This window comes from Nocardioides sp. NPDC004968, from assembly GCF_040608935.1.
Taxonomy (GTDB): domain Bacteria; phylum Actinomycetota; class Actinomycetes; order Propionibacteriales; family Nocardioidaceae; genus Nocardioides.
Genome location: NZ_JBEXJF010000038.1, coordinates 1 through 24598 on the forward strand (window position 1 = coordinate 1; position 24598 = coordinate 24598).

Below are 24598 nucleotides of genomic sequence, written 5' to 3' on the forward strand. Positions count from 1 at the left end.
GAGATCCACCAGGCGCTCGGTGCTTCGTTCACCGACTTCGCCGGCTGGAACATGCCGGTCCAGAGACGGGCGCCGGCGGCGTTCTCGAGGGGTCAACGCCGTGGAGGTGTCGGCGGCTGCTGGTAGAAATGACCACTGTGAGCCGGGGACCGCAGGAGGCAGCCGGGGCAGCCGAGCTGGAGCTGCCCGGGCTGGTTCGCGACCGGGTCAAGGAAGGCCGGGCGAAGGCCGCGGCTACGCGGGCACGGAAGGCCGCCGAGGCGTCGATCGCCGAGGTCGATCCGGTCGCCAAGGTCTTGGTCGACCTGCCGATGGCTCACCTGGACCGGCCCTTCGACTATGCGGTCCCGGCCTCGATGGCCGAGGAGGCGCAGCCCGGGGTCCGGGTGAAGGTGCGGTTCGGGCCCAAGGACGTCGACGGGTTCGTCGTGGGGCGGGCGGACTCCTCCGAGCACGCGAACCTGCAGCCGCTCAAGCGGGTCGTCAGCTCCGAGCCGGTGCTCACTCCGCAGGTGGCCGCGCTGAGCGAGTCGGTCGCCCGGCGCTACGCGGGTGCCCGGGCCGACGTGCTCCGGCTGGCGATCCCGCCCCGGCACGCCTCGACCGAGAAGGAGCCCTCAGCGGTCGCCCCTGCCGGGCGGCCCTTCGACCCGGCTGCCGCGGCCGCGGCGTGGGCCGGTCACGAGCCGGCGGCAGCGTTCCTACGACATCTGGCCTCCGGTGGAGCGCCGCGTGCGGTCTGGCACGCCGCCGCCGGCACCGACCATGTCGATCTGATCGCACATGCCACCGCGACGACCCTGGCCTCCGGGCGCGGCGCGCTGGTCGTGGTGCCGGACTGGAAGGACCTCGCCCGCCTCGACACCGCGATGACGAAGGTTCTGGGGGAGGGGCAGCATGCCGTGCTGGCCGCCGACGCCGGGCCCGCCTCGCGCTACCGGGAGTTCCTGCGGGTCGCGCGGGGCGCGGTGAAGGTGGCGATCGGCACCCGCGCGGCGGCCTTCGCGCCGGTGCACGACCTCGGGCTGGTCGTCGTCTGGGACGACGGCGACGACCTGCTCGCCGAGCAGCGCTCGCCCTACCCGCACGCGCGCGACGTGCTGCTGCTGCGCGCCGAGCAGGAGCAGGCGGCCGCGCTCGTGGGTGGCTTGGCGCGGACCGTGGAGGCCGGGTTCCTGACCGAGACCGGATGGGCGCAGGAGATCCGTCCCACCCGGGCGCTGGCTCGCGAGCGGGTGAGCATCGAGATCACCGGCGACACCGACTTCGACCTCGAGAAGGACCCGCTCACCCGCGCTTCGCGGGTGCCTCGCGAGGCCCACGAGATCATCCGGGCCGCGCTCGCCACCGGACCCGTCCTGCTGCAGACGCCACGGCGCGGATATGCAGCCTCGCTGGCCTGCGACCGATGCCGTACGACGGCCAGGTGCTCGGCCTGCCAGGGACCGCTGCAGCTCGGCGGACCGTCGGCGCCACCGACCTGCGGCTGGTGCGGACACGTCGAGACGGCATGGGCGTGCAGAGCCTGCGGCGGGTTCGGGCTGCGGGCGCCGATCATCGGTGAGGCGCGTACGGCCGAGGAGATGGGCCGCTCCTTCGCCGGGGTGCGGGTGGTGACCTCCTCGGCAGGGGCGGTCAAGCAGACGGTGCCGGGCACACCGGCGATCGTGGTCGCGACCATCGGCGCCGAGCCAGTCGCCGACGGCGGCTATGCCGGGGTGCTGCTGCTCGATACCTGGCTGTTGCTGGGGCGGCCGGATCTGCGTACGGACGAGGAGGCGCTGCGCCGCTGGAGCAACGCCGCCGGACTGGTGCGGCCCGGTGGGCGGGTGCTGGTCGTCGGCGACCCTGCGCTCTCGGTGCTGCAGGCACTGGTGCGCTGGGACCAGCCCGGGTTCGCCCAGCGCGAGGCGGCCGCCCGACAGGAGGCCCACCTCCCGCCGGCGTCGCGGCTGGCCACCATCACCGCCACTCCCGGAGCGCTCGACGACGCGCTCACCCTGCTCGCGCTGCCGCCGGGCGCGGAGGTGCTCGGGCCGGTCCCCGCCGAGCCCACGTCGACCGGCGAACCACGGCTGCGTGCGGTCGTACGGGTGCCGCGATCCCTCGGAGTGAGGCTCACCGAGGCACTGGGAGAGTTGCAGCGGGTGCGGTCGGCGCGCAAGCTCGACCCGGTGCGGGTCCAGGTGGATCCGCCGACGCTCTGACCGGCCCTCAGCCCACGTATTGTGGTCCCGACACGCTCGACCACCTAGGAGAACAGTGGCAGTCCAGCCCATCCGACTCTTCGGCGACCCCGTGCTGCGCAAGCCAGCGATCGAGGTCGTCGACTTCGACAAGGAGCTGCGCAAGCTCGTTGCCGACCTGACCGACACCATGCTCGAGGCGCCCGGCGCCGGACTGGCCGCTCCCCAGATCGGAGTGAGCCTGCGGGTTTTCACCTGGTACGTCGACGGCGAGGTGGGTCACCTGATCAACCCGGACCTGACCCTGTCGGAGGAGACGCAGGACGGGGGAGAGGGCTGCCTGTCGCTGCCCGACATCACCTTCGACTGCCGCCGGGCCCTGTCGGTGGTGGCGAAGGGCTTCGACATGCACGGCGAGCCGGTCACCATCGAGGGCTCCGAGCTGCTCGCCCGGGCCATCCAGCACGAGACCGACCACCTCGACGGCATCCTCTTCATCGACCGGCTCGACGAGGCCGCGCGCAAAGCGGCGATGAAGGAGATCCGAGAGTCGGAGTGGTTCGGCCTGGAGAAGCCAACGGTGAAGGTCTCGCCGCATGCGACGAACGGGTTCGGGTTCTGATGAGGGTCGTCTTCGCTGGTACGCCCGAGGTGGCCGTCCCCTCGCTGGACGCGATCGCCGCCTCGCGCCACGAGCTCGTCGGTGTCGTCACCCGCCCCGATGCCGCGCAGGGACGCAGCAAGCGGCTGGTGCCCTCGCCGGTGGCTCAGCGGGCCGAGGAGCTGGGGGTGCCGGTGCTCAAGCCGGAGCATCCCCGCGAGCCCGAGTTCCAGGCCGAGCTGAAGGCGCTGGAGCCCGACTGCTGCCCGGTGGTCGCCTACGGCGCGATGCTGCCGCAGTCGGCGCTGGACATCCCGCGGCACGGCTGGGTCAACCTGCACTTCTCGCTCCTGCCCGCCTACCGCGGCGCCGCTCCGGTGCAGCGCGCGGTCTGGGCCGGCGAGGAGATCTCCGGGGCGACCACGTTCCGGATCGTGAAGGCGATGGACGCCGGCCCCGTCTTCGGCACCATGACCCAGGCGCTGGCGCCCGACGAGACCTCCGGGTCGCTCTTCGAGAAGCTCACCGAAGGTGGGGCCCAGCTGCTGGTGTCCACGCTCGACGGCATCGAGGACGGCTCGCTGGAGGCGCGCGAGCAGCCCACCGAAGGCGTCACCTACGCCGACAAGATCACCGTCGAGGACGCCCAGATCGACTGGACGCAGAACGCCGTCGCCATCGACCGGCAGATCCGCGCCTGCACCCCCGCGCCGGGAGCCTGGACCCTGCTCGACGGCGAGCGGTTCAAGGTCGGGCCGGTCACGATGGCCGATGACACGGTGGCTCCCGGGGAGCTCGTCGTCCGCAAGAACGAGGTCCTCGTCGGCACCGGCACCACGGCGGTCCGGCTCGGCCGGGTGAAGGCCTTCGGCAAGAAGGAGATGCCCGCGGCTGACTGGGCCCGCGGCGTACGTCTGGAGTCCGGTGTCGCCTTCGAATAGGGAACAGCCGGGTAGGCGCTCAGGCCCCGGCCGGCGGCCCCAGGGACCGGCGCGCTCGGGTCCGCGCGGCAGCACCAAGCCCGCCGATCCGGCTCGGCTCGCCGCGTTCGAGGTGCTCAAGGCGGTGCGGGTCGATGAGGCGTACGCCAACCTGGTGCTGCCCCACGTCCTCGGCCGCCTCGGGCTCGAAGGTCGCGATGCGGCCTTCGCCACCGAGCTCGCCTCGGGGACGCTGCGGCAGCAGGGGACGTACGACGCCGTGCTGGCTGCCTGCATCGACCGGCCACTGGCCAAGGTCGAGGCGAAGGTGCTCGACGTGCTGCGGCTGGGCGCCCATCAGGTGCTGTCCATGCGGGTGCCCGACCATGCCGCGATCTCGACGAGCGTCGACCTGACCCGGTCGAAGGTCGGCCAGGGGCCGGCGGGATTCGTCAACGCCGTGCTGCGTAAGGTCACCCGCAAGTCGCTCGACGAGTGGGTCGCCGAGGTCGCGCCCGCTCGCGAGAAGGACCACGACGGCTGGGCCGCGGTCGCCTTCAGCCACCCGCGCTGGGTCGTCCAGCGGCTCGCCGAGGCCGTCGGTCGCGACCAGGTCGACGCGCTGCTCGAGGCCGACAATGTGCCGCCCTCGGTCACGCTGGTCGCCCGTCCCGGACGGGCGACGGTCGACGAGCTCGGTGGGGCACCCACGCCCTACTCGCCCTTCGGCGTCACACTCGACTCCGGCTCACCGGCCGGCATCGCCGCGATCGCGGAGGGGCGCGCCGGGGTGCAGGACGAGGGGTCCCAGCTCGTCGCCATCGCTCTTGCCGAGGCCGAACTCGACCGACAGGACGCCGGGACGGAGTCGTGGCTGGACCTGTGCGCCGGGCCCGGCGGCAAGTCGGCGCTGCTGGCCGCCCTGGCAGCGCAACAGGGCGCGGCGCTGGTCGCCAACGAGCGCCAGCCGCACCGTGCCGGGCTCGTCCTCGCCAACCTGACCGACCGGTCGTCCGGCACGCGCGTGGACGGGTCAGCTGGGGTCGTGGCGGGCGACGGGACCAGGCCGCCGTTCAAGGACTCGACGTTCGACCGGGTCCTCGTCGACGCCCCGTGCACCGGCCTGGGGGCACTGCGCCGCCGGCCGGAAGCACGGTGGCGGCGCGCCACGGCCGACCTCGACGTACTCGTCGATATCCAGCGCTCCCTGCTCGACCGCGCGATCGACCTGACTCGGCCGGGCGGTGTCGTGCTCTACGCCACCTGCTCGCCGGTTCTGGCCGAGACGAAGGGTGTGGTGCAGAGCGTGCTCGAGGACCGTTCCGATGTGGTCCTCGAGCCGATCGGCGCCACGGCCGGCACGGTGCCCGACAGCGCCGGCCCGATCCCAGGCACGGTGCAACTGTGGCCACACCGTCACGGCACCGACGCGATGTTCCTCGCGCTGCTGCGGCGCACCCCGTAGCGGCTCAGTCGGTCCACCTGAGCGAGCTCGCGAGCGCCTCGAGCTCGGCGTTGGTCGTGCCCTGCCCGCTCTGGACACTGATGAAGATGTCGCCGTGGACCGGGGTGATGTACGAACCCGAGCCGGGCCCTGCCTTGTCAGGGCTCGTGCTCCACACCTGGTAGTCCTCCGCCGGGCGGATCACCAGGCCGGCCACGCCACCGTCCTCGGACGTGCAGGAGGCCTTGTCATCGATCAGCGACCACTCACACGTCCAACCGGGCGGCTGCTCGACGGGAACCTTGTCGACGAGCCCTTTGCGCGCGCCTTCGGTGGCGATCCTGACGCCGGGATAGTCCTCAAGGAGCGTGTCGTTGCTCCATTTCTGCTCGACCGCGCCGGCCGGTCCGGACAGGACGATCGTGAAGCCGGTCCCGGCGCCCCGAAGACCACTGACCGCCTGCACCGTGATGTCCATCGTCCTCGCCTCGTCGTTGGTGACGACCTGTCCGGTGACACCGTTGCCGAGGTCGAGACTCTGCCCGGAGGCAAGGGGTGCCGTCGAAGCCGACGCGGACGGTGCGCCGGCAGCGCCGAGGGGAGCCTGGTCGACCGCGGTCGTGTTCAGGAGCTGAGAGAGCCCCAGCCCACCCGCGGCGAAGGCGCCGACGGTGGCAGCGGCGCCGACGGTCACGGTGATGCGCCGGCGGCGACGGATGCGTGAGCCCGCGCTGATCGCGCCGGCCGAGATCCGGGCATAGTCAGGGTGCTGGTCGGCGACCTGCTCGTGCAGTGCCGTACGGAAGCTGGTCTCTGGGTCGTTCATCGGGTGGCCCTCTCCGGGAAGATGTCCGCAACCAGCGGGCGCAGCCGTTCAAGGGCACGCTTCGAGCGGGTGCGGACCGCCGTCTCGGTCAGTCCGAGGTCGGCAGCTGTCTGGGATACGGATCGGTCCTCCCAATAGCGCGCGACGAGCACGGCCCGGTCGGTCGGCGACAGCCGCTGGAGGGCGGCAAGCAGGTCGATCCGGGCGCTGGGGTCGGCATCGCTGCCCGGATCCTCCGGCAGCGTCGAGGTCGGCGTCTCGGCGCTGCGCCGGAGCCGTCGGTGGGAGATGAATCCGTTGAGGAGCACACGTCGTGCGTAGGCCGTCGGGTTGTCCGCCCTGCTGACCCGCCGCCAGGAGGCGAAGACCCGGGCGTACGTCGTCTGGGTCAAGTCCTCGGCGAGGTGATGGTCACCCGTCAGCAGCAGCGCGGTGCGGTAGAGCGCGCCGCCCGTCGCGTGGACGAAGTCGGCGAACTCCTCGGCGGGGGTCGTCGCGGTCGATGTGCTCACATCCCTTCGACGCCTCGGGCTGAGGTCCACGTGACACCCCCGTGAGGATCCGGATCAGCGAGTTTCGTTTCACCGCATCATCTCAGCGCCTACGCTGGCGAGCATGGCCAAGGCATCGCCGTCGGTGGAGATAGAGGTCGACAACCGCGTCGTCAGGATCTCCAACCCGGATCGGGTCTATTTCCCTGAGACCGGTGCGACCAAGCTCGACGTGGCGCAGTACTACCTCGCCGTCGGCCCGGGGATCGTCAACGCGCTGTGGGAGCGGCCGTGCATGCTGCACCGGTTCCCCAAGGGCCTGGCCGGGCCGAAGGTGCACCAGAAGCGGCTGCCACAGGGGGCGCCCGACTGGATCGAGACCGTACGCCTCTACTTCCCGCGCTGGGGCCGCACCGCCGACGAGCTCTGCGTCACCGAGCTCGGTGCGGTGATCTGGGCCGTACAGATGTCGACGGTCGAGTTCCACCCCTGGAACAGCCGCCGCGAGGAGACCGAGAAGCCCGACGAGTGGCGCATCGACCTCGATCCCGGTCCCGATTGCCCGTTCTCGACCGTGCAGACGGTGGCGGGCGTCGTACGCGAGCTCCTCGACGAGCTCGGCGCGGTCGGCTATCCGAAGACGAGTGGTGGCTCCGGCATGCACGTCTACGTCCGGATCCCGGCCGAGCACGGATTCCAGGACGTACGCCGCGCCGCCCACGCCTTCGCCCGCGAGGTCGAGCGTCGGGCCCCGAAGCTGGTCACCACCGCGTGGTGGCGCAAGGATCGCGACCCGGCGCAGCTGTTCGTCGACTTCAACCAGAACACGAGGGATCACACCATCGCGTGCGCCTACTCGATCCGCGGCGTCGCCGACGGCCGGGTCTCCACCCCGATCACCTGGGAGGAGACCAAGGACGTCGACCCGCGCGAGTTCACGATGCGTACGGTGCCGGCCCGGTTCGCGGAGATCGGCGACCTGCACGCCGACATCGACGACCATCCGTTCTCGATCCAGCCGCTGCTCGAGTGGGCCGACCGGGACGAGCGCGACGGCGCCGAGACACCACCGGAGTCTGACGCCGGGTGAGCGTCACCAGATCTTGAGACGCTCGCCCAGGGTGCGACCGAGCTCCTTGGAGTAGGTCGCGGTGAGATGGTGGCCGTCGCGATGGGTGATCGTGTCGCCGACGACGGTCGTGCAGATGCCGACGCTGTCGCAGAACATGTCGTCGAGGTCGACGGTCTCGACGCGAGCTGACTTGGCCGCCTGCATCTGCAGGTCGGCGCCGTCCTGCTGGCTCTCGAGCGGCTTGTAGGTGCAGGGCGAGAGCGTCTTGTTGCTGCTCAGGCACGTGGCCGGGTCGAACTCGAGCGCCGGTACGTCGCGCAGCCACACGGTCCGCTTCGCTGCGGGCTTCACCTGGTCCAGGAGGCGCTGGTAGCCGCGGTAGACGGCGCGGCGTACGTCTGCGCGGTCGGTGTGGCGGCCCGAGGAGTCGTGGTAGGCGGCGCTGATCGGCCGGGAGGAGATCAGCAGCAGGTCGGGGCGGAACTTCTTGACCGAGGAGAGCATGAAGTCGTGGAAGTCGTCGCACGACGTCATTGGGTCGGTGCTGTCGATCTTGTCGGGGGTGACCAGCGAGACGGTGCACTGCGGCATCGCCAGCATGTAGGCGCGGTAGCCGGAGCGCTCGGCGATCTCCTCGACCGCGGGCGTCCAGTGGCGGGCGTGGGAGTCGCCGATGACGACGATCGTCTTCTCGGCGTCGGCGTCACCGCGCGGGCACAGCTTGCGTACGTTCGTCGAGTAGTAGTTGCACTCGCCGACCGACTCCACGTCGTCGGAGAGGTTGGTGAGGCCCGGCTTCAGGTTGGTGGGGATCGCCTGGTTCTTGCGGGCCGCGAGCACCGAGGCCTTCAGCAGCGCCGGGAGCGGGTCGGGCTCCTGCGCCTTGGCGGCTGGCGGTGCGGCGCTCGACGCGGGCCGGTCGGGCTGCTTGGACGGCCCGGAGGACCCGGAAGAGTCTGCCTCGGCCAGCGTGATCGCCGGCTGGTAGCCGTCGCGGGCGGTCCCGGTCGCGTAGGTGTTGGCCCCGAAGCAGGTCACCGCGACCAGGGTGATGCTCAGCGGGTAGAGCGCCACCGGGCCCAGCGTGGCGGCTCGCCCGAACGCCGGACGGCGCCAGAGGATGCCGCGCCGGAACGGCTCCTCGACGTAGTGGTAGGAGAGCCCCGCCAGACCGAGCGCGAGTGCGACGAGAAGAACCTGCTCCCACCAGCGCAGCTCGCGGCCCAGCTGCAGCTCGGCGAGGACCAGCACCGGGAAGTGCCACAGGTAGAGCGAGTAGGACCAGTTGCCGACGACCTGCAGCGGCGGCACCGACAGCAGCCGGCCGACCACCGTCGGGCCGTGCCACAGCGTGCCGGCCACGATGATGAAGACGCTGCCGAGGACCGGCACCAGCGCCGGGGTGCCGGGGAACGGGGTCGCGTCGTTGAACTGCAGGCAGGCGCAGACGATGAAGAACATCCCGAACGCCGAGAGCACCTGCGCCCGCCACCGCGCGGTGGCGTCCTGCGGCCCGTCGTCACGGAACGCGATCGCCGCGATCGCGCCCAGGCCGAGCTCCCAGGCGCGGGTGAAGGGCGAGAAGTACGCCGCCTCCGGGCTCGTCCGGGTCAGCACCGCCGAGGCCAGCAGCGATGCCACGATGACGACGCCGAGAGCGATGACCAGCACGCGCCTGCGCCTGCGCTGGTCGATGGGGCCGTCCGTCGCGGCGTTCTGGCTACGCCGTTTCATCGCCCACAGGCATCCCAGGATCATCAGGGGCCAGACCAGGTAGAACTGCTCCTCGACCGCGAGGGACCAGAAGTGCTGCAGCGGCGAGGGCGGCAGCGCCGCCGAGAAGTAGTCGGTCTCCAGCGACGCGAACCGGAAGTTGGCGGCGAACGCGGCAGACCACAGTGCGTCGAGGGCGATCTCCCGGGTGCGTACGAAACCGAGGAAGAGAGCTGCGTAGACGACCGTCGCGAGCAGCACCAGGGTCGCCGCCGGAAGGATGCGGCGGGCCCGGCGCGCGTAGAAGCCGAGCAGGCTGACCCCGCCCTCGGCGCGTGCCTGCCGCATGAGCTGCTGGGTGATCAGGAAGCCCGAGATCGCGAAGAAGACGTCGACGCCGACGAAGCCGCCGGTCAGCGATCCGAAGCCGACGTGCAGTGCGACGACCGCGAGCACCGCGATGGCGCGGAGCCCCTGGATGTCGGGACGGTGCCGAGACGAGGTCGCGCTCTCGCTGGTCGAGCCGGTGGACGAGTCCGTCGAGCCCACGAGCAGCCGCACCTCCTCAGCCAAGCGCATACGTCACATTCGTCGCGACGATAACTCCCGTAACCGGCCGATCCTGGTAGACGCGCCTAGGGTCCTAGTCCAGATCGACGTCGTCTCCGGCGGCGACGGGGCCCGCGGTCGCCGGGAGCGGGGGAGGAGTGCCGCCGAAGGCAGGGCACAGCGACTTGTGGGCGCACCAACCGCACAGCCGCCCCGGGTTCGGCTGCCACTCGCCGGTCTCCTGGGCCGTGCGGATGGCCCGCCAGATCGCCTCGGCCTTGCGCTCGGTAGCCAGCAGGTCGGCCTCGTCGGGCACGTAGCGCAGGATGTCGCCCGAGCCGAGGTAGATCAGCTGCAGCATCGCCGGCACCACGCCTCGCGTGCGCCAGATCACCAGGGCGTAGAACTTGAGCTGGAACAGCGCCTTCGCCTCGTACGCCTCGCTGGGGACGCGTCCGCTCTTGTAGTCGACCACTCGGATCCGGCCGTCGGCGGCGACGTCGACACGGTCGATGAACCCACGCAGCAGCAGCTTGGAGTCGAGCAGCGCCTCGACGTAGTGCTCGCGCTCGGCCGGCTCCAGACGACGTGGGTCCTCCAGGTCGAAGTAGCGCCGCAGCACCTGCCGGCACGACTCCAGCCAGCCCTCCTCCGCACCCTCGGCCTCGGAGGTGAAGAGCGTCGCCAGGGCCGGGTCGAGGCTGCGTACGTCCTCCCACGCCTGCTCCACCATCGACTTCGCCTGCCGCGGTGTGCGCTCGGGAGCGGGCAGGTCGAAGAGGTCCTCGAGCACCTTGTGCACGACGGTCCCGCGTGCGGCCGCCTCCGAGGGCGGCTCGGGCAGCTGGTCGATCGTGCGGAACCGGTAGAGCAGCGGGCACGAGGTGAAGTCGCTCGCGCGGCTCGGTGAGAGCGACCCCAGCACGTTGACGCCGTCGACCGGGGTCGACAGCGATTCGGCGGGTGAGGTGCTCATGAACATCGAGACTATTCGCAGGCACCGACAATCCGGGTCGCCACCACCTGACAACCGCCGCTCAAGTACGCTCGGAATGTGGCAGACCCTGACCCACGCCCCGGCGGCGACAAGCCGGTCGAAGAGGCGGAGCCCACCTCCCGAGTCCCCGGCACGATCAAGGTCGGCTCCGTCGCCGGCAGCGACGTCCTGGTGACGCCGTCCTGGTTCCTCATCGCGGCGCTGATCGCCTGGGTGATGGCGCCCCAGATCGATGCCGTGGAGCCGGGCTTGGGCTGGTTGACGTACGTCGCGGGCTTCGCTTTCGCGGTTGTCCTCTATGGCGCTGTCCTGCTGCACGAGGCTGCCCACGCGGTCGTCGCCAAGCGGCTCGGCTACCCCGTGGGCGTGATCATGCTCCACTTCCTCGGCGGCGCGACCGCCGTGGAGAAAGAGGCGAAACGGCCCCGCGACGAGTTCTGGATCGCTGTGGTGGGACCGCTGGCCTCGCTGGCCGTCGCCGCCGCTGCCTTCGGTATCTCGTTCCTCACCTCCGGCGGCCTGGTCGGGCTGTTCGTCACCGGCCTGTGGTTCACCAACCTGTTCGTGGGCGTGCTCAACCTCGTCCCCGGCCTGCCCCTCGACGGCGGCAGGTTGCTCAAGGCGGGCGTGTGGGCCGCGACCGGCAACAGCAACCGCGGCAGCATCGTCGCCGGCTGGGCCGGCCGGGTTCTCGCGGTGATCGTGCTGCTGTGGCCCTTCATCCAGGGTCAGATCCTCGGCAACGAGCCGCAGCTCAGGCACTACGTCTTCGCCGTCATCATCGGTGTCTTCCTCTGGAGCGGTGCCTCCGCGGCGATCATGTCGGGGAGGGCGCGCATGCGGCTCCCGCTCCTCGTCGCACGCGACCTCGCTCGCCGCACCCTGGCCGTACCCGCCGACCTTCCGCTCGCCGAGGCCGTACGCCGCGCCCATGAGGCCGAGGCCGGCAGCATCGTCACCGTGAGCAGCGGCGGCGAGCCGATCGGTCTCGTCCACGAGGGCGCGCTCCTGGCGACACCGGAGGACCGTCGTCCCTGGATGGCCACCTCGACGGTCACCCGCCAGCTCGAGGACGGCCTCACCCTCCCGGCCGACATCGACGGGGAGTCCCTGATCCAGGCGATCTCGAAGACCCCGGCACCCGAATACCTCCTGGTCGAGCCCGACGGCTCGATCTACGGCGTACTGGTCACCTCCGACGTCGACGCGGCCTTCCGCGCGGGAGCCTGAGCCGCGGTTTGCCGGGTTGGCCGAAAGAACGGGTAGCCTCGGCGGGTGTCAAGCGCTGATATTCCAGACATTCCGGCCGAGGCCCGAGCGGGCGTGCACCGCGGGCCGCTTCGTGAGGGCGAGTGGGTGCGGCTGACCGACACCAAGGGTCGCCGCCACAACTTCGAGCTGGTCGCCGGCAAGCGCTTCTTCTCCAACAAGGGCCACATCGACCACGACGAGCTGATCGGCCGCGAGGAGGGCTTCACCGTCACCGCCTCGACGGGCGGTGAGTACCTGGTCTTCCGCCCGCTCCTGTCGGAGTTCGTGGTCTCGATGCCGCGCGGCGCCGCCGTGGTCTACCCCAAGGACGCCGCCCAGATCGTCGCGATGGCCGACATCTTCCCGGGTGCCTCCGTCGTGGAGGCCGGGGTCGGCTCCGGCGCCCTGACCTGCTCGCTCCTGCGGGCGGTGGGTCCGTTCGGCAAGGTCACCTCCTTCGAGCGCCGCGAGGAGTTCGCCGAGGTTGCCCGCAAGAACGTCGACCAGTTCTTCGGCACCCCGGCGGGGGAGTCCCACCCGAGCTGGTCGCTCAACCTGGGCGACCTCCAGGAGGAGCTGCCTCGCCAGCAGATCCGCTGCGACCGGCTGATCCTCGACATGCTCGCTCCGTGGGAGTGCGTCGACGCGGCGGCCGAGGCGCTCTACCCCGGCGGCATGGTCTGCGCCTACGTCGCGACCACCACCCAGCTGTCCCGCTTCGTCGAGACGGTCCGGGCCCACGGCGGGTTCACCGAGCCGCAGGCGTGGGAGTCGCTCGTTCGCGACTGGCACGTCGAGGGTCTCGCGGTCCGGCCGGGTCACAAGATGATCGGCCACACGGCCTTCCTGGTGACGGCGCGAAAGCTGGCACCGGGCGAGCGCGCGCCGCGAAAGACACGCCGACCTGCACCCGGGGCGTACGGATCTGACTACACCGGCCCGCGCCCGGCCGACATGCCGGCTCCCGAGCCCGTCGTGGAGGTCCTGCCCGAGGATGGCAACGAAGTGGACTGAGTCCGCTCTGCGAAGGCACACATCTTTCCGGTGTGCCACGGGTTGACACGAACTTGGCCGTTGTCGACGAATAGTGTCCAACACCGGTAAATCCTTCTCCGCTCCTACCCCTGACCCTTGTAGGGTCGAGGGAGTAGAGGAGGTGTGCTGATGTCGACATCCGATGGATTCCATTCCGAGGGGCGCAGCCCCGAGGAGCTTGAGAGTCATGTCCGTTTCCTCGAAGCTGAGGTGACCGACCTGCGGCACAGACTGACCGAGATGCCCGGATCTTCGCGTGGCCTGGAGGCGCGGCTCGCTGACGCGCAGCGCTCCCTGGCCGCCGTGACGTCGCAGAACGAGCGACTCAGCGTGACGCTTCGGGATGCCCGTGACCAGATCATCAAGCTCAAGGAGGAGGTCGACCGGCTGGCACAGCCGCCAGCAGGCTTCGGCACCTTCATCGAGCGCAACGAGGACGACTCGATCGATGTCTTCACCGGTGGGCGCAAGCTCCGGGTGACCGCATCGCCCAACGTCGACCTCGACGAGCTGCGCTATGGCCAGGAGGTCATGCTCAACGAGGCGCTGAACGTCGTGGCCGCGATGGAGTACGAAAAGGTCGGCGAGGTGGTGATGTTCAAGGAGCTGCTCGCCGACGGTGAGCGCGCCCTGGTGATCGCCAATGCCGACGAGGAACGGGTCGTACGCCTCGCTGAACCGCTCCTACAGGACGCGATCCGCGCGGGTGACTCGTTGCTGCTCGAACCGCGATCGGGCTATGTCTACGAGAAGGTGCCGAAGTCCGAGGTCGAGGAGCTCGTCCTGGAGGAGGTGCCCGACATCTCCTACGAGTCGATCGGTGGCCTCGCCGGCCAGATCGAGCAGATCCAGGACGCGGTCGAGCTGCCGTACCTCTACCCCGACCTCTTCATCGAGCACCAGCTCAAGCCACCCAAGGGCGTGCTGCTCTACGGTCCTCCGGGCTGTGGCAAGACCCTGATCGCGAAGGCTGTCGCCAACAGCCTCGCGAAGAAGGTCGCCGCGAAGACGGGAGCGGACGGCAAGTCCTACTTCCTCAACATCAAGGGCCCAGAGCTCCTCAACAAGTACGTCGGTGAGACCGAGCGCCACATCCGCCTGGTCTTCCAGCGGGCTCGTGAGAAGGCCGCGGCCGGCACTCCGGTGATCGTCTTCTTCGACGAGATGGACTCGCTGTTCCGTACGCGTGGCACCGGTGTCTCCTCCGACGTGGAGAACACCATCGTCCCGCAGCTCCTCTCCGAGATCGACGGTGTCGAGGCTCTGGAGAACGTGCTGGTCATCGGTGCCTCCAACCGTGAGGACATGATCGACCCGGCGATCCTGCGCCCGGGCCGTCTGGACGTGAAGATCAAGATCGAGCGTCCCGACGCCGAGGGTGCTCGTGACATCTTCTCGAAGTATCTGGTCACCGACCTGCCGTTGCACCCGACCGACGTGGGCGAGTTCAACGGCGACAAGCGGGCCACCGTCGACGAGCTGATCCGTACTGTCGTCGAGCGGATGTACACGGAGTCCGAGGAGAACCGCTTCCTGGAGGTCACCTACGCCAACGGCGACAAGGAGATCCTCTACTTCAAGGACTTCAACTCCGGCGCGATGATCCAGAACATCGTCGACCGGGCCAAGAAGATGGCCATCAAGTCGTTCCTGGACTCCGGCGAGGACTCCGGTCAGAAGGGCCTGCGGGTGCAGCACCTGCTCCAGGCCTGCGTGGACGAGTTCAAGGAGAACGAGGACCTCCCCAACACCACCAACCCCGACGACTGGGCCCGCATCTCCGGCAAGAAGGGCGAGCGGATCGTCTTCATCCGTACGCTCATCACCGGCAAGCAGGGCACCGAGCCCGGCCGTTCCATCGAGCAGGTCTCCAACACGGGTCAGTATCTGTAACCCGTCTGGACTGCACAATCGGCCCGCCACCTGCGAAAAGGGTAGCGGGCCGATTGCTGTCTGCTGAAGGGTCTCGGTTGATTCGACAAGTGCTCGTCGTCCGTACGGCATCTCCTTGATCTGGAGCCCTCTCTTGCCGTGTCAAGACTGTGTCAACACACGACGACGCTGATGACCGTACGCGCCACGGGTGCAACGACGCCCCGTGCTCCTCGCTATCGATGCCGGGCGACCAGCCAGCGCATGAAGGCGCTGTTGGCGGCCAAGGCGTCGGCCGACAGAGCCCGCGGGTGGGCGCCGAACTTGGCGACGACGACCTCGTCCGTGGGGTCGATCCAGAGGTACTGTCCGTGGATCCCGGCACCGTAGATGGTGCCGCGATCGTCGCCTGTGATCCACCACTGGCTGCGGTAGCTGCCGCGGGGGTGCACTGTATGGAAGTGCGTGCCACTGGCGGCCGTGATGTCCCCGCCGGCCAGGATGTCCACGACGTACGAACGTGGTACGACCTGCTGGCCATTCACGGCGCCCCTGTCGAGGACGAGTTGGCCGAGCCGTGCCAGGTCACGGGTCGTGCAGACAAATCCTCCGTTGGCGAATGCGAAGCCTCCACGGTCGACGGTGATCCCCGCGTCGTCCTGGGTCGGCAACCGCGACCACAGTCGGGTGGAGAGCACGTTGTGGTAGCGCTCGCCGGTGACCGCCTCGACCACCCATGCCAGGACGTCGGTCGTCGCTGAGCAGTACTGGAGGCGCTCGCCGTGGCGACCGGCCGACCGTAGCGACGTCAGGAACTCGTAGGTGTCGGCCGGGTCGTCCGGGCGCGCAGGGCGCCAACCGGCGACGCGGTCCTGTTGGGCGACATGCGCGGTCGGGTCGTGGTACGTCTCGTCATACTCGACGGCGACCTGCATGTCCAAGGCTTCCCTGATGGTGGCGTTTCCGTACGCCGATCGCTTCAGGCGCGGCACCACCCGTCCGATCTCGGACTGCTCTTCGACAAGACCTTCGTCGATCAGCTGGCCGACCACCAGTCCGCACAAGCTCTTCGACACTGACATCAGTGCATGCCGCGATGTCGGCGCCATACCGGGGCCGTACCACTCCCCGACAAGGGCTCCGCGGCGAAGCACGACAACCGACTGCGCGGCCGTCATCCTCACGGCCTCCTGGAATGCCGCGTCTTTGGCGGCCGCGAGGGGCCTCGCGGGTACCTGGTCGGCCGGTGCCACCCGTGAGACCACCGCAGTCGGGACGATCTCGCTGAGATGGCCGAAACCCCACCTGTTCCACGGCGGGTCCTGCCAATTGCTGAGGTTGACCTCGCCGGGGCCTGGCGTACGGTCCAGATCGGATCCGGATGGGATGCTCAACTGACTACTTCCTCTCGGCTCGAGAGCGCGATGCGAAGGCTGTCGCTCTCGACGGTTGGGCTGGCTGCGACCAGGTTGCGGGTGTACTCGTGCCGGGGCTCTGTGAGGACCTCGCCGGCGAGGCCCTCCTCGACTACGCGACCCTGGAGCATGACGACCACTCGATCGGACAGGTAGCGCACCACGTCGATCGAGTGGGAGACCATGACGAACGTCAGGTCGTGCTCGGCCTTCAGGTCGGTCAGCAGATTGAGGATCTGCGCCTGTACCGAGACGTCCAGCGCGGAGGTCGGTTCGTCGAGGATCACCAGTTCCGGATCGGTGACGAGTGCCCGGGCTATCCCGACGCGCTGACACTGTCCACCGGAGATCTGGTGTGGCAGTCGGGAGCGGTGCGCCTCGGCGAGTCCAACGGACTCCAACGCGGTCCCGACACGCCTGCGCAGGTCCACGCCGCGAAGCTTGGTGTGCAGCCGCAGGGGTTCGGCCACTGACTCCTCGACGGTCATGCGCGGGTTCAACGCCATCACCGGGTTCTGGAACACCATGCCGACACGGCGTCGCATCGCGCGTCGTTGCTTGGCCGACATCGTGCCGATGTCGGATCCGTCGAAGGTGACCGTGCCCTCGGTTGGCTGCTGGAGCCCGAGCAGGCACCTGATCAGAGTCGTCTTGCCTGCGCCAGACTCTCCGACGACGCCCAAAGACGTCCCCTGCTCGACGGTCATCGAGACATGATCCAGTGCCAGAAACGATGAGCGTCGGGACGTGAACCGACAGACGAGGTCATCGGTTGAGACGAGCGGGTTCATACGTCACCTCCACGGTGGCAGGCCACCTCGTGCTCGGGCGAGATCGGACGCAGGTCGGGATCGCGGTCACGACACTCGGCGATGACGGCGAAGCACCGGTCGGCGAACGCGCAACCCTGCACGCTCAGAAGATTCGCCGGAACCTGGCCGGGAATCGACACGAGCCGATTCTCCGAGCGACGTGGAAGCGCGCCGATCAGGCCCTGGGTATAGGGATGCTTCGGCTCCCTGAGCACAGTGTCGGTCGGCCCGGTCTCGGCCACACGCCCGGCATAGAAGACGGCGACGCGGTCGCACGTCGCCTTGACGACGCCAAGGTCGTGCGTGATCAGCAGGACGCTGAATCCGATGCTTCGCTGCAGCTCGAGGATCAGCAGCAGGATCTGCCGGGCGACCGTGACGTCCAACGCCGTCGTCGGTTCGTCCAAGATCAGTAGCTTGGGCTCGCACAACAGGGCCATCGCGATCATGACCCGCTGGAGCATTCCGCCGGAGAGCTCGTGCGGGTAGGACTTCATCACCCGGTCGGTGTCAGTCAGGCCGACATCGCGGAGCCGTTGGACGATCGCCGTCATGGCATCCTCGCCCGTGATCCCTCGGTGCCTCTTCAGCACCATGCGGAGCTGGTGGCCCAGCTTGAACACCGGATTGAACGCGGTCCCGGGGTTCTGGAACACGATGGAGATGACGTCCCCACGCGCGAGTGCGCGTTTCTTCTCCGTCAACGTCAGTTGGTCTTCCCCGTCGAAGAGCACCTGACCCGACGTACGGGCCTGCGGTGGCAGGGTGCCGAGGATGGCGTGGGCCGTGATCGACTTCCCGCAGCCGGTCTCGCCGACGATGCCGAGCACCTCCCCGCGTCCGATCTCGAACTCGGCGCCGCGCACCGGACGGTTGGTGACGCGTCTGCGTTCGACGAACTCGATCGACAGGTCTCGGACATGAAGCAGGGCGGTGCTCATCGGCTGTGCCTCCGTGGGTCGAGAATGTCACGCAGCGAGTCCCCGAGAAGGTTGAACGCGAGCACGGTCACGAAGATCGCCAGTCCGGCGAAGGTGGAGACCCACCACGACGTGAAGATCTGGCTACGTCCCTCCGCGACCATCAGGCCCCAGTCGGGCGCCGGTGGTTGCGCTCCGAGACCGATGAACGCCAGTGACCCGGCCGCGAGGACAACCGTCCCGACGTCGACAGTGGCTTGGACCAGGACCGGTGTCAGGGAGTTCTTCATGATGTGCCGTCGCAGAATGGTCCAGGTCGGCACCCCGATCGCCTCTGCCGCCGCGACGAAAGGACGCTCGCGCAGCGACTTCGCCTCGGCCCGCACCAGCCGTGCGTACCAGGGCCACCACGACACCACCAGCGCCAGGGCAGCGTTCTTGAGGTCTGGTCCCAGAAGAGCGACGACGACCATCGCGAGCAGCAGCGGGGGAAAGGACTGGAAGATCTCGGTGACGCGCATGAGCACGCTGTCGAGCCATCCTCCGCGGTATCCGGCGATGGCGCCGAGGGGCACTCCGATCGCGGCCGCGGCGGCGACGACGGAGACCGAGATGAGCAGTGCCGGTCGTGCCCCCATCAGGATGCGGCTGAGCATGTCGCGCCCGAGGTCGTCGGTGCCGAACGGGTGGGTCAGGCTGGGCGCGAGGTTCGCGTCCACGACGTTGGCCGCACCCCGTCCTTGGTCCGGGTAGGGCGCCAGCCATGGCGCGAGGATGGCGATCACGATGAGGCCGACGACCAGAATCAGGCCGACCAGAGCGAGGCGATCGCGGGTGAGGGTGCGCACCAAGGACTGCCTGGTGGGTGGCGGTTCGGCCAAGGCGGTTGCCGGTTCGGTGAGGATCTCTGCCATGGTCAGCTCCGCGTTCTGGGGTCGATCTCGGCCTGCAACAGGTCGACGACGAGGTTGGAGATCAGGTAGCCGGCGGCTCCGAGGAGCGTGACCGCCATGATCACGGGGTAGTCGACGGCCAACATCGCCTGTGTGGCGTACTGACCGATGCCGGGCCAGTTGAAGACCACCTCGACGAAGAAGGTGCCCGTCAGCATGTAGGCGATCGAGAGTCCGATGACCGTGAGTGGGGATGACAGTGCGTTCTTCAACGTGAGCTTCCAGACGATGCTGCGTGGACTCAGCCCGTAGGCCCGAGCGGTCAGCGTGTAGTCCTGGTCAAGCGCCTCCAGCATCGATGCCCGTGTCATCCGGGCGATCAGCCCGAGCGGGTACGCGGCGAGTGTGACCGCGGGAAGGATCAGATGGGCAAGGCCGTCCTGGAGGGCTGCCCAGTTGCCGGTGAGCACACAGTCGATGAGCGCGAAGTGGGTGATCGGATCAACCGGGTTCGAGTACGCCATCGTCGTACTGAACTGGCCGGTGGCCGGAAGGATCCCCAGGCGTCCGACGAAGACGACCTGCAGCAATAGGCCCAGCCAGAACGCCGGCATCGATACGCCGCCGATCGACAGGAAGCGGATGGCCCCGTCGAGCACGCCGCTCTGACGACGGGCGGCCAGGACGCCGAGCGCGACCCCTAGGACCGTCGCGATGAACATTGCTGCGGCGATCAGCTCGAGCGTCGCTGGGAGTCGTGAGAGGAGGTCGGGCAGGACCGGCTGCTTGGTTGCCAGTGAGTTGCCGAAGTCGCCGGTGATGATGCGCCCGAGAAAGTCGATGAACTGCACGGGCAGGGGATCGTCGAGCCCGAGCTGCGTCCTGATCTGATCGAGGGTTTCGGATGTGGCCTTCGGCCCCGCGTACACGACGGCCGGGTTGGACGGCACCATGCGCGCGAGGACGAAGGTGAGGCACGTGATGGTGAGCATCACAGCGCCGGCGGCGAGCAGCCGCTTTGCGATGAAGAGTGGCATGGTCTGTGTCTCGTGCTCAGCTCGCCGGCTTGAACTTTGCGAAGAAGGTCGTGAACGGGTAGTTCTCGTTCGCGACCGGGGCGTCCAGGCCCTTGGGGACGACCGACACGGTCTGAGCGTCGTAGAGGAACACGCCTGGCGCCTGCTCGTACAGCACACCCAAGGCGTCCTCGTACGTCGCCTGCGCCTTCTCGCGATCCGTCGCGGTGAGCTTGCCAGCGTCGTCGATCAGCTTGTCGTACTCGGTGTTCTTCCAGTAGCTGAGGTTGAAGTACGGGTCCTTCGACGAGTGGAACAGCGAGTAGAGGTTGTCCGAACCGGCGTCGCTGTAGGTCGGCCAGTAGTAGAGAACGAAGATGTCCTGCGCTTCGGCGGGGTTCGCCTTGGCGTCCTCCCATTGCTGGTTGAAGAGCTGGCTCTTGACCTCGAGATCGACGCCGACCTTCGCGAACGCGTCCTTGATGAGTGGGACGAACCTCTTCTCGGCGGCGTTCTCGGAGGCATAGGTCAAGGTGAGGTCGAACCCGTCGGGGTGTCCGGCGTCGGCCAGCAGGGCCTGTGCCTTGCCGATGTCCTGCTTGTACTGCGGTACGTCGCTGGAGAAGGGGAAGATGCCGTCCGGGACCGGGCCACGGCTCTGCGACCCGTACCCCTTGGCGCCTACCTCGATGATGTCGTCGTAAGGCATTGCGTAGGACAGGGCCTGGCGGACCTTGGGGTCATCGAGCGGCGGCCGGGTCGTGTTGAAGAACGCCAGGAAGTTGAACGGCGACTTCGACACCTCCACGTTGAAGGCCGGATCGTTCTCGAAGGTGTCGACGTTCTCCAACGGGATCTGCGTGGAGTACTGCACCTCGCCGGCGGTGAGCATCTGCTGGGCTGTCACCGCATCGGACGTGATCGCGACGTCGACGGTCTCGTAGGTGGCAGCGTCCTGGGGGCTCCAGTAGTCCTCGAACCTCTTGAGGACGACCCTCTCTCCGGGCTTGTAGGAGTCCAGGGTGTACGGGCCCGTGCCGGCGTCGACACCAGACTCGTAGTACTTCTCGTCCTTCTCGACGGCATCGAGTGCTGACGGGGCGACGATCCAGGCCCCGTAGGTGGACGACACGATCAGGTCTACGGGCGCGGCGTAGCTGAGCTTGATGACGACCTCGTCCTTGGTCGGAGCCAGGATCTGCTTCACCGGGGTCCAGATGAACGACGCCCCTGCGTGATCACGGGCGGCGTCGAGGCTCGCCTTCACCGCCGCGGCGTCGACGGCCTCGCCGGTGTGGAACTTGACGCCGTCGCGGATCTGGAAGGTCCAGGTGAGCCCGTCTTCGGACGAGCTCCACTCGGTCGCAAGTGCTGGGGTGTACTCCTCGTCGCTTCCGGCCGGGTTCTTCCAGATCAGCGGCTCGTACATGTTGCCCATATAGGTGGCCTCGGTCGAGAACGACTTGACCGGGTCCCAGGTCGTGACGGAAGCCGACGACGCGACGGTGAGGACGTCCGTGCTTGCGTCGCCCCCGTTGCCGGCCGTCCCCCCGCCAGAACATGCGGCTACTGAGATCAAGCTCGCCGCCGCCATCAGAGAGGCGGCGATTCGTCGGTGTTTCACGTGTGCTCCTTGTGCGGGACTTTGGTAATTGCCATTCTGAGAGCCTCGTCACATACAGTCCAATACTTGAAAAGCTCATTTGATATGCCTGGGAGGCATGATGGACCTTCGGCTGCTGAGGTACTTCCTCGCGATCGTGGACATGGGATCTGTCACCGCGGCATCAAAGGTTTTGTTCGTTGCGCAACCGGCGCTGTCGCGACAGCTGCGTCGTCTCGAGACCGATCTGAACCTGACACTGTTCAGCCGGATCGATAGACGGCTCGCGCTCACCGCGGCTGGGCGTGAGTTCGTGCCGATCGCCCGCGATCTGGTGGCTCGGGCAGCACAGGCAGAGACGATGGCCGGCGCCATCGCGACGGGCACCGACCCAGACCTCGTCGTGGCTGCTCCGGCGACGACGATCAACGACATCGTCGCGCCGTTCATCGCATCCGGAGGCCATGTCTCGGTCGCAGACGTTGTCGAGAGCGCACCGGCAGACGTCTACGACGCGGTCATGCGCGGCGACGCCGACTTCGGCCTTGGTAGCTCGGTGCCAACACACCGGCTCCACGCCGACGTCTTGATCGAGGTCGACGTCTGGGCACAGGTGCCGGCCGGACATGAACTCTTTGACGAGTCCGCGATCGACATCGTCGATCTGGTCGAGATGCCCCTGGTCCACCTGCACGTGGGGCACGCGGTCCGTCGTACCTTCGACGCCGCAGCCGCGCGGCTCGGCCTGAGCTATGACGCGGTCTCCCAGACCCACAACCCACGGCTTGGCCAAGCGCTGGCCGCGGCCGGGCGGGGCGTATGCGTGACCTCGGACGACCCACGTTACGGTCTGTCCGGAGCCCAGGTTCTGGTCAACGGCGATCCGCTGACCGTCACCCTGTATGCCGTGTGGGATCAGGACCACTACGCCGCCAGCGAGATCGACGCGACCGTCCGCTCCCTTCGGCAGTTCGCTGCCCGCCGGTACGGACGGGACTCGGATGAGGACCGAGCCCCGTCCTCGGGCTAGTCGGCCATGGGCGCCAGCTTGCTGGATTCCTTCACGGCCGCGCTCCACGCGAACTCGTTGTCGTCGCTGAAGTAGTAGTACGTCCCGCCGTTCGGCATCATCGCGACGGTGATGCCGCCGAACCCGGACATGAACGGCACGTAGAACGGCGAGAGGTAGCTCGGGTCGTCCGAGGCGGTGAATTGCTTGGCCCAGACGTTGTTGTTGTACATGAGTCCGGTCCCGGTCGGGAGCCCACGATCCGAAGATTTCTGTTGCATGCTTGCGGCCAGGACCGACGGCGCCAGCAGCTGAGTACCGGCCGGCGACTTTCCGCCGTCGTTGTTGAGCAGACGCGCGACCTTGGCGATGTTGTCCTGTGTCCAGAACATCCCGTATCCGCCGAACGCTTGACCAGTCGCAGAGTTGTCCGTTCGGACGCTTGTCCAGGTCTCCGGCGAGGTCTTGATCGGCTTGAGGACGTGGTCGCGGACCATGTTGAAGATGTCGGCCGTCCCTCCATCCTGAGCCTTCAGGTACTGCTGCTGCGCGCGCCCGAGCAGGAAGGTGTCAGACGTGTGGTAGACCCACTTGGTCCCCGGCGTGATCTTGCGCGGGTATCCGTTCGCGGCGATGTCCATCTTCTCGGAATACGGCTCGGCGGCGAAGAAGTCCGCCATGGTCGCGCTGCCCTCGTCGAGCTCGTAGCCGGCCCGGGTGTAGTTGCCGGTCGCCATGTCTGCGGCATTGTCGAACGTGACACCGCTCCAGGACTTCCCTGCTGCTTCCGCGACGTGGCTCGAGATCCTCTCGTTCGGGACTCCGGTTCCATAGCGCTGTGCGAGCCGCGCCATCGCCACTGTCCCGAGCATCGTCTTCGCGGTCGAGTACGACGGCAGAACCATCTGACCGCAGAACGGATACGTACCTTTTCTAGTGCCACAGGATGCGACGTAGTTGGTGCCACCGAAGTAGAACCCGTACGTGCTCATGTGCGCCGGAGTGACGCCTGAGCCGAACTTGCCGACATCGATGCCGGCGCCCGGGTAGTCCGTCGCGAGCGCGGCGATCGGCTTGACCGGGATGCGGTCGCCGACCTCGGACACGTAACGGCCGGCGATGCCAGCCGCGTCAGCGACCGGCGTACGGTTGTAGGTTGCGCCCACCTGACCCCACATGTCGAACTTGAAGTACTCGCAGGTCTCCTGCGTGATCTGATAGCGGACCTGCGAGTTCGACGAGCCGTCGAAGAGGAACGTCATCACCCCGTTGTGCACACAGTTCGCGTTCCGCTCCACCAGGGCGAACGGGAACGCGGCCCGGGTCTTACCACCGTCACCATCCTCGTCCCAGGCCCGGCCAGGACTCACGATGTAGTTCCAGCTCGGATTGCCGGTTATCTGGAGGCCGCGCTTCGCCGGGATCAGATGACTGCCGTTCTGGACGAAGGGCAGCGTCATCTCAGGCAGGTGCCGCACAGTCGCGATCGACCTGTAGCGGTACGGGTCGCGGATCACCGAGATGCCACCAGCGGTGGCCAGGCCCTTGAGCGTCAGCGCTCCTTGGAACTCGTGAGACGGAGGCGCCGCGTTCGCGGGGAGTGCGAAGGCGCTGTCGGCCACGGTTGCCGTCGGCGTCGCAGAGGCGAGATCGCGGGCGGTCAGTACGGCGCGCACCACCGCGCCGTCGCCGGTCAAGGGGTCGCCGGGCACGGCCGTTCCCGCCGCGGCGGCCGGCGAGTTCGACGGTACGAACGTGATGCAGGCCGCAACGACGGCCGCGCACAAGCCTGCTGCGATGAATCGGGTAGACATCATGGAACTCCTCCAGAGCGCCGCAGGCCGTCCAACGCGGCCTGATTGCCGTCCACCCTGATGCCCGTTGCGCTGCGACGTCCAAGACCAGACCCGCATAGGGTTTATGCGCTGCGGGCACGCGGAACTGCTCGGCGCTGGCCGATCCTCTGCCGGCTG

The 24598-nt window shown here is 68.3% G+C and carries 20 protein-coding genes; 9 read left to right on the forward strand and 11 right to left on the reverse strand.

The annotated features are described in order from the left end of the window. Positions 1–128 precede the first annotated feature (128 nt). The 4 genes from ABZU72_RS24025 to ABZU72_RS24040 are packed head-to-tail and all read left to right on the forward strand — an operon-like array spanning position 129 to position 5172. Positions 129–2207: a primosomal protein N' gene (locus ABZU72_RS24025; protein ID WP_355021302.1), complete on the forward strand. Its 2079-nt coding sequence runs from the start codon at positions 129–131 to the stop codon at positions 2205–2207. A gap of 55 nt (positions 2208–2262) precedes the next feature. Next, positions 2263–2808 carry a peptide deformylase gene (def, locus tag ABZU72_RS24030; RefSeq protein WP_355021303.1) on the forward strand — a complete coding sequence of 182 codons (546 nt, stop codon included), beginning with the start codon at positions 2263–2265 and terminating at the stop codon, positions 2806–2808. Continuing rightward, positions 2808–3728: a methionyl-tRNA formyltransferase gene (fmt, locus tag ABZU72_RS24035; protein ID WP_355021304.1), complete on the forward strand. Its 921-nt coding sequence runs from the start codon at positions 2808–2810 to the stop codon at positions 3726–3728. The genes def and fmt overlap by 1 nt, the downstream gene beginning before the upstream one ends. Beyond that, the gene (locus tag ABZU72_RS24040; RefSeq protein ID WP_355021305.1) at positions 3712–5172 is read left to right on the forward strand and encodes a transcription antitermination factor NusB; all 1461 of its coding nucleotides are present in this window, start codon (positions 3712–3714) and stop codon (positions 5170–5172) included. Before fmt ends, ABZU72_RS24040 begins: the two co-directional genes overlap by 17 nt. Positions 5173–5176: 4 nt before the next feature. Here the strand turns inward: ABZU72_RS24040 and ABZU72_RS24045 are convergent, their stop codons facing one another. Then, entirely contained in the window at positions 5177–5977 is an 801-nt protein-coding gene (locus ABZU72_RS24045) for a hypothetical protein (protein WP_355021306.1), read from the reverse strand. Then, positions 5974–6489 carry a SigE family RNA polymerase sigma factor gene (locus tag ABZU72_RS24050; protein ID WP_355021307.1) on the reverse strand — a complete coding sequence of 172 codons (516 nt, stop codon included), beginning with the start codon at positions 6487–6489 and terminating at the stop codon, positions 5974–5976. Before ABZU72_RS24050 ends, ABZU72_RS24045 begins: the two co-directional genes overlap by 4 nt. Before the next feature lie 103 nt (positions 6490–6592). On the opposite strand from ABZU72_RS24050, the gene ligD reads away from it, so the two are divergent. Continuing rightward, a complete protein-coding gene (ligD, locus tag ABZU72_RS24055) occupies positions 6593–7558 on the forward strand; it encodes a non-homologous end-joining DNA ligase (RefSeq protein ID WP_355021308.1) in 966 nt (321 codons plus the stop codon). A gap of 3 nt (positions 7559–7561) precedes the next feature. Here the strand turns inward: ligD and ABZU72_RS24060 are convergent, their stop codons facing one another. Together ABZU72_RS24060 and ABZU72_RS24065 are read right to left on the reverse strand one after the other, a co-directional pair. Further along, positions 7562–9832, reverse strand: coding sequence for an acyltransferase family protein (locus ABZU72_RS24060; RefSeq protein ID WP_355021309.1), 2271 nt, complete (start codon positions 9830–9832; stop codon positions 7562–7564). A 64-nt stretch (positions 9833–9896) separates the two neighbouring features. Beyond that, positions 9897–10778, reverse strand: coding sequence for a PD-(D/E)XK nuclease family protein (locus ABZU72_RS24065; protein WP_355021310.1), 882 nt, complete (start codon positions 10776–10778; stop codon positions 9897–9899). Between the two features lie 78 nt (positions 10779–10856). Between ABZU72_RS24065 and ABZU72_RS24070 the strand changes: the two genes are divergently transcribed. The 3 genes from ABZU72_RS24070 to arc all read left to right on the forward strand — a co-directional run bounded on the left by ABZU72_RS24070 (position 10857) and on the right by arc (position 14978). Beyond that, a complete protein-coding gene (locus ABZU72_RS24070) occupies positions 10857–12029 on the forward strand; it encodes a site-2 protease family protein (protein ID WP_355021311.1) in 1173 nt (390 codons plus the stop codon). A gap of 45 nt (positions 12030–12074) precedes the next feature. After that, complete coding sequence (locus ABZU72_RS24075) at positions 12075–13064, forward strand: tRNA (adenine-N1)-methyltransferase (protein ID WP_355021312.1); 990 nt, start codon at positions 12075–12077, stop codon at positions 13062–13064. A gap of 150 nt (positions 13065–13214) precedes the next feature. Continuing rightward, positions 13215–14978 (forward strand): proteasome ATPase, encoded by a 1764-nt coding sequence (gene arc / locus ABZU72_RS24080; protein ID WP_355021313.1) that lies wholly within the window; start codon positions 13215–13217, stop codon positions 14976–14978. Between the two features lie 215 nt (positions 14979–15193). On the opposite strand, the gene ABZU72_RS24085 is transcribed toward arc, so the two are convergent. The 6 genes from ABZU72_RS24085 to ABZU72_RS24110 form a co-directional block, all read right to left on the reverse strand. Further along, positions 15194–16135, reverse strand: a complete 942-nt coding sequence (locus ABZU72_RS24085; protein ID WP_355021344.1) for a serine hydrolase — start codon at positions 16133–16135, stop codon at positions 15194–15196. Positions 16136–16347: 212 nt separating this feature from the next. Next, the gene (locus ABZU72_RS24090; RefSeq protein ID WP_355021314.1) at positions 16348–17163 is read right to left on the reverse strand and encodes an ABC transporter ATP-binding protein; all 816 of its coding nucleotides are present in this window, start codon (positions 17161–17163) and stop codon (positions 16348–16350) included. Beyond that, positions 17160–18125 carry an ABC transporter ATP-binding protein gene (locus ABZU72_RS24095; protein ID WP_355021315.1) on the reverse strand — a complete coding sequence of 322 codons (966 nt, stop codon included), beginning with the start codon at positions 18123–18125 and terminating at the stop codon, positions 17160–17162. Before ABZU72_RS24095 ends, ABZU72_RS24090 begins: the two co-directional genes overlap by 4 nt. Beyond that, positions 18122–19018 carry an ABC transporter permease gene (locus ABZU72_RS24100; protein ID WP_355021316.1) on the reverse strand — a complete coding sequence of 299 codons (897 nt, stop codon included), beginning with the start codon at positions 19016–19018 and terminating at the stop codon, positions 18122–18124. The genes ABZU72_RS24095 and ABZU72_RS24100 overlap by 4 nt, the downstream gene beginning before the upstream one ends. Before the next feature lie 2 nt (positions 19019–19020). Further along, on the reverse strand, positions 19021–20034 hold the full coding sequence (locus ABZU72_RS24105; RefSeq protein WP_355021317.1) for an ABC transporter permease: 1014 nt from the start codon (positions 20032–20034) through the stop codon (positions 19021–19023). 16 nt (positions 20035–20050) lie between these two features. Then, complete coding sequence (locus ABZU72_RS24110; RefSeq protein WP_355021318.1) at positions 20051–21637, reverse strand: ABC transporter substrate-binding protein; 1587 nt, start codon at positions 21635–21637, stop codon at positions 20051–20053. Positions 21638–21737: 100 nt separating this feature from the next. Here ABZU72_RS24110 and ABZU72_RS24115 point away from each other — a divergent pair, with 100 nt between their 5' ends. Then, positions 21738–22646, forward strand: coding sequence for a LysR family transcriptional regulator (locus ABZU72_RS24115; RefSeq protein WP_355021319.1), 909 nt, complete (start codon positions 21738–21740; stop codon positions 22644–22646). Here ABZU72_RS24115 and ABZU72_RS24120 read toward each other — a convergent pair. Further along, entirely contained in the window at positions 22643–24439 is a 1797-nt protein-coding gene (locus tag ABZU72_RS24120) for a serine hydrolase (protein WP_355021320.1), read from the reverse strand. The two genes, ABZU72_RS24115 and ABZU72_RS24120, sit on opposite strands and share 4 nt — an antisense overlap. Between the last annotated feature and the right edge of the window lie 159 nt (positions 24440–24598).

What these genes read in the sequence shown, in the direction of transcription:
- ABZU72_RS24090 (WP_355021314.1), bottom strand. Translation starts at nt 17,163, where the DNA reads ATGAACCCGCTCGTCTCAACCGATGACCTCGTCTGTCGGTTCACGTCC.
- ABZU72_RS24065 (WP_355021310.1), bottom strand. Translation starts at nt 10,778, where the DNA reads ATGAGCACCTCACCCGCCGAATCGCTGTCGACCCCGGTCGACGGCGTC.
- ABZU72_RS24045 (WP_355021306.1), bottom strand. Translation starts at nt 5,977, where the DNA reads ATGAACGACCCAGAGACCAGCTTCCGTACGGCACTGCACGAGCAGGTC.
- ligD (WP_355021308.1), top strand. Translation starts at nt 6,593, where the DNA reads ATGGCCAAGGCATCGCCGTCGGTGGAGATAGAGGTCGACAACCGCGTC.
- ABZU72_RS24115 (WP_355021319.1), top strand. Translation starts at nt 21,738, where the DNA reads ATGGACCTTCGGCTGCTGAGGTACTTCCTCGCGATCGTGGACATGGGA.
- arc (WP_355021313.1), top strand. Translation starts at nt 13,215, where the DNA reads ATGTCGACATCCGATGGATTCCATTCCGAGGGGCGCAGCCCCGAGGAG.
- fmt (WP_355021304.1), top strand. Translation starts at nt 2,808, where the DNA reads ATGAGGGTCGTCTTCGCTGGTACGCCCGAGGTGGCCGTCCCCTCGCTG.
- ABZU72_RS24060 (WP_355021309.1), bottom strand. Translation starts at nt 9,832, where the DNA reads ATGCGCTTGGCTGAGGAGGTGCGGCTGCTCGTGGGCTCGACGGACTCG.
- ABZU72_RS24085 (WP_355021344.1), bottom strand. Translation starts at nt 16,135, where the DNA reads ATGACGGCCGCGCAGTCGGTTGTCGTGCTTCGCCGCGGAGCCCTTGTC.
- ABZU72_RS24095 (WP_355021315.1), bottom strand. Translation starts at nt 18,125, where the DNA reads ATGAGCACCGCCCTGCTTCATGTCCGAGACCTGTCGATCGAGTTCGTC.
- ABZU72_RS24025 (WP_355021302.1), top strand. Translation starts at nt 129, where the DNA reads ATGACCACTGTGAGCCGGGGACCGCAGGAGGCAGCCGGGGCAGCCGAG.
- ABZU72_RS24100 (WP_355021316.1), bottom strand. Translation starts at nt 19,018, where the DNA reads ATGGCAGAGATCCTCACCGAACCGGCAACCGCCTTGGCCGAACCGCCA.
- ABZU72_RS24105 (WP_355021317.1), bottom strand. Translation starts at nt 20,034, where the DNA reads ATGCCACTCTTCATCGCAAAGCGGCTGCTCGCCGCCGGCGCTGTGATG.
- ABZU72_RS24120 (WP_355021320.1), bottom strand. Translation starts at nt 24,439, where the DNA reads ATGTCTACCCGATTCATCGCAGCAGGCTTGTGCGCGGCCGTCGTTGCG.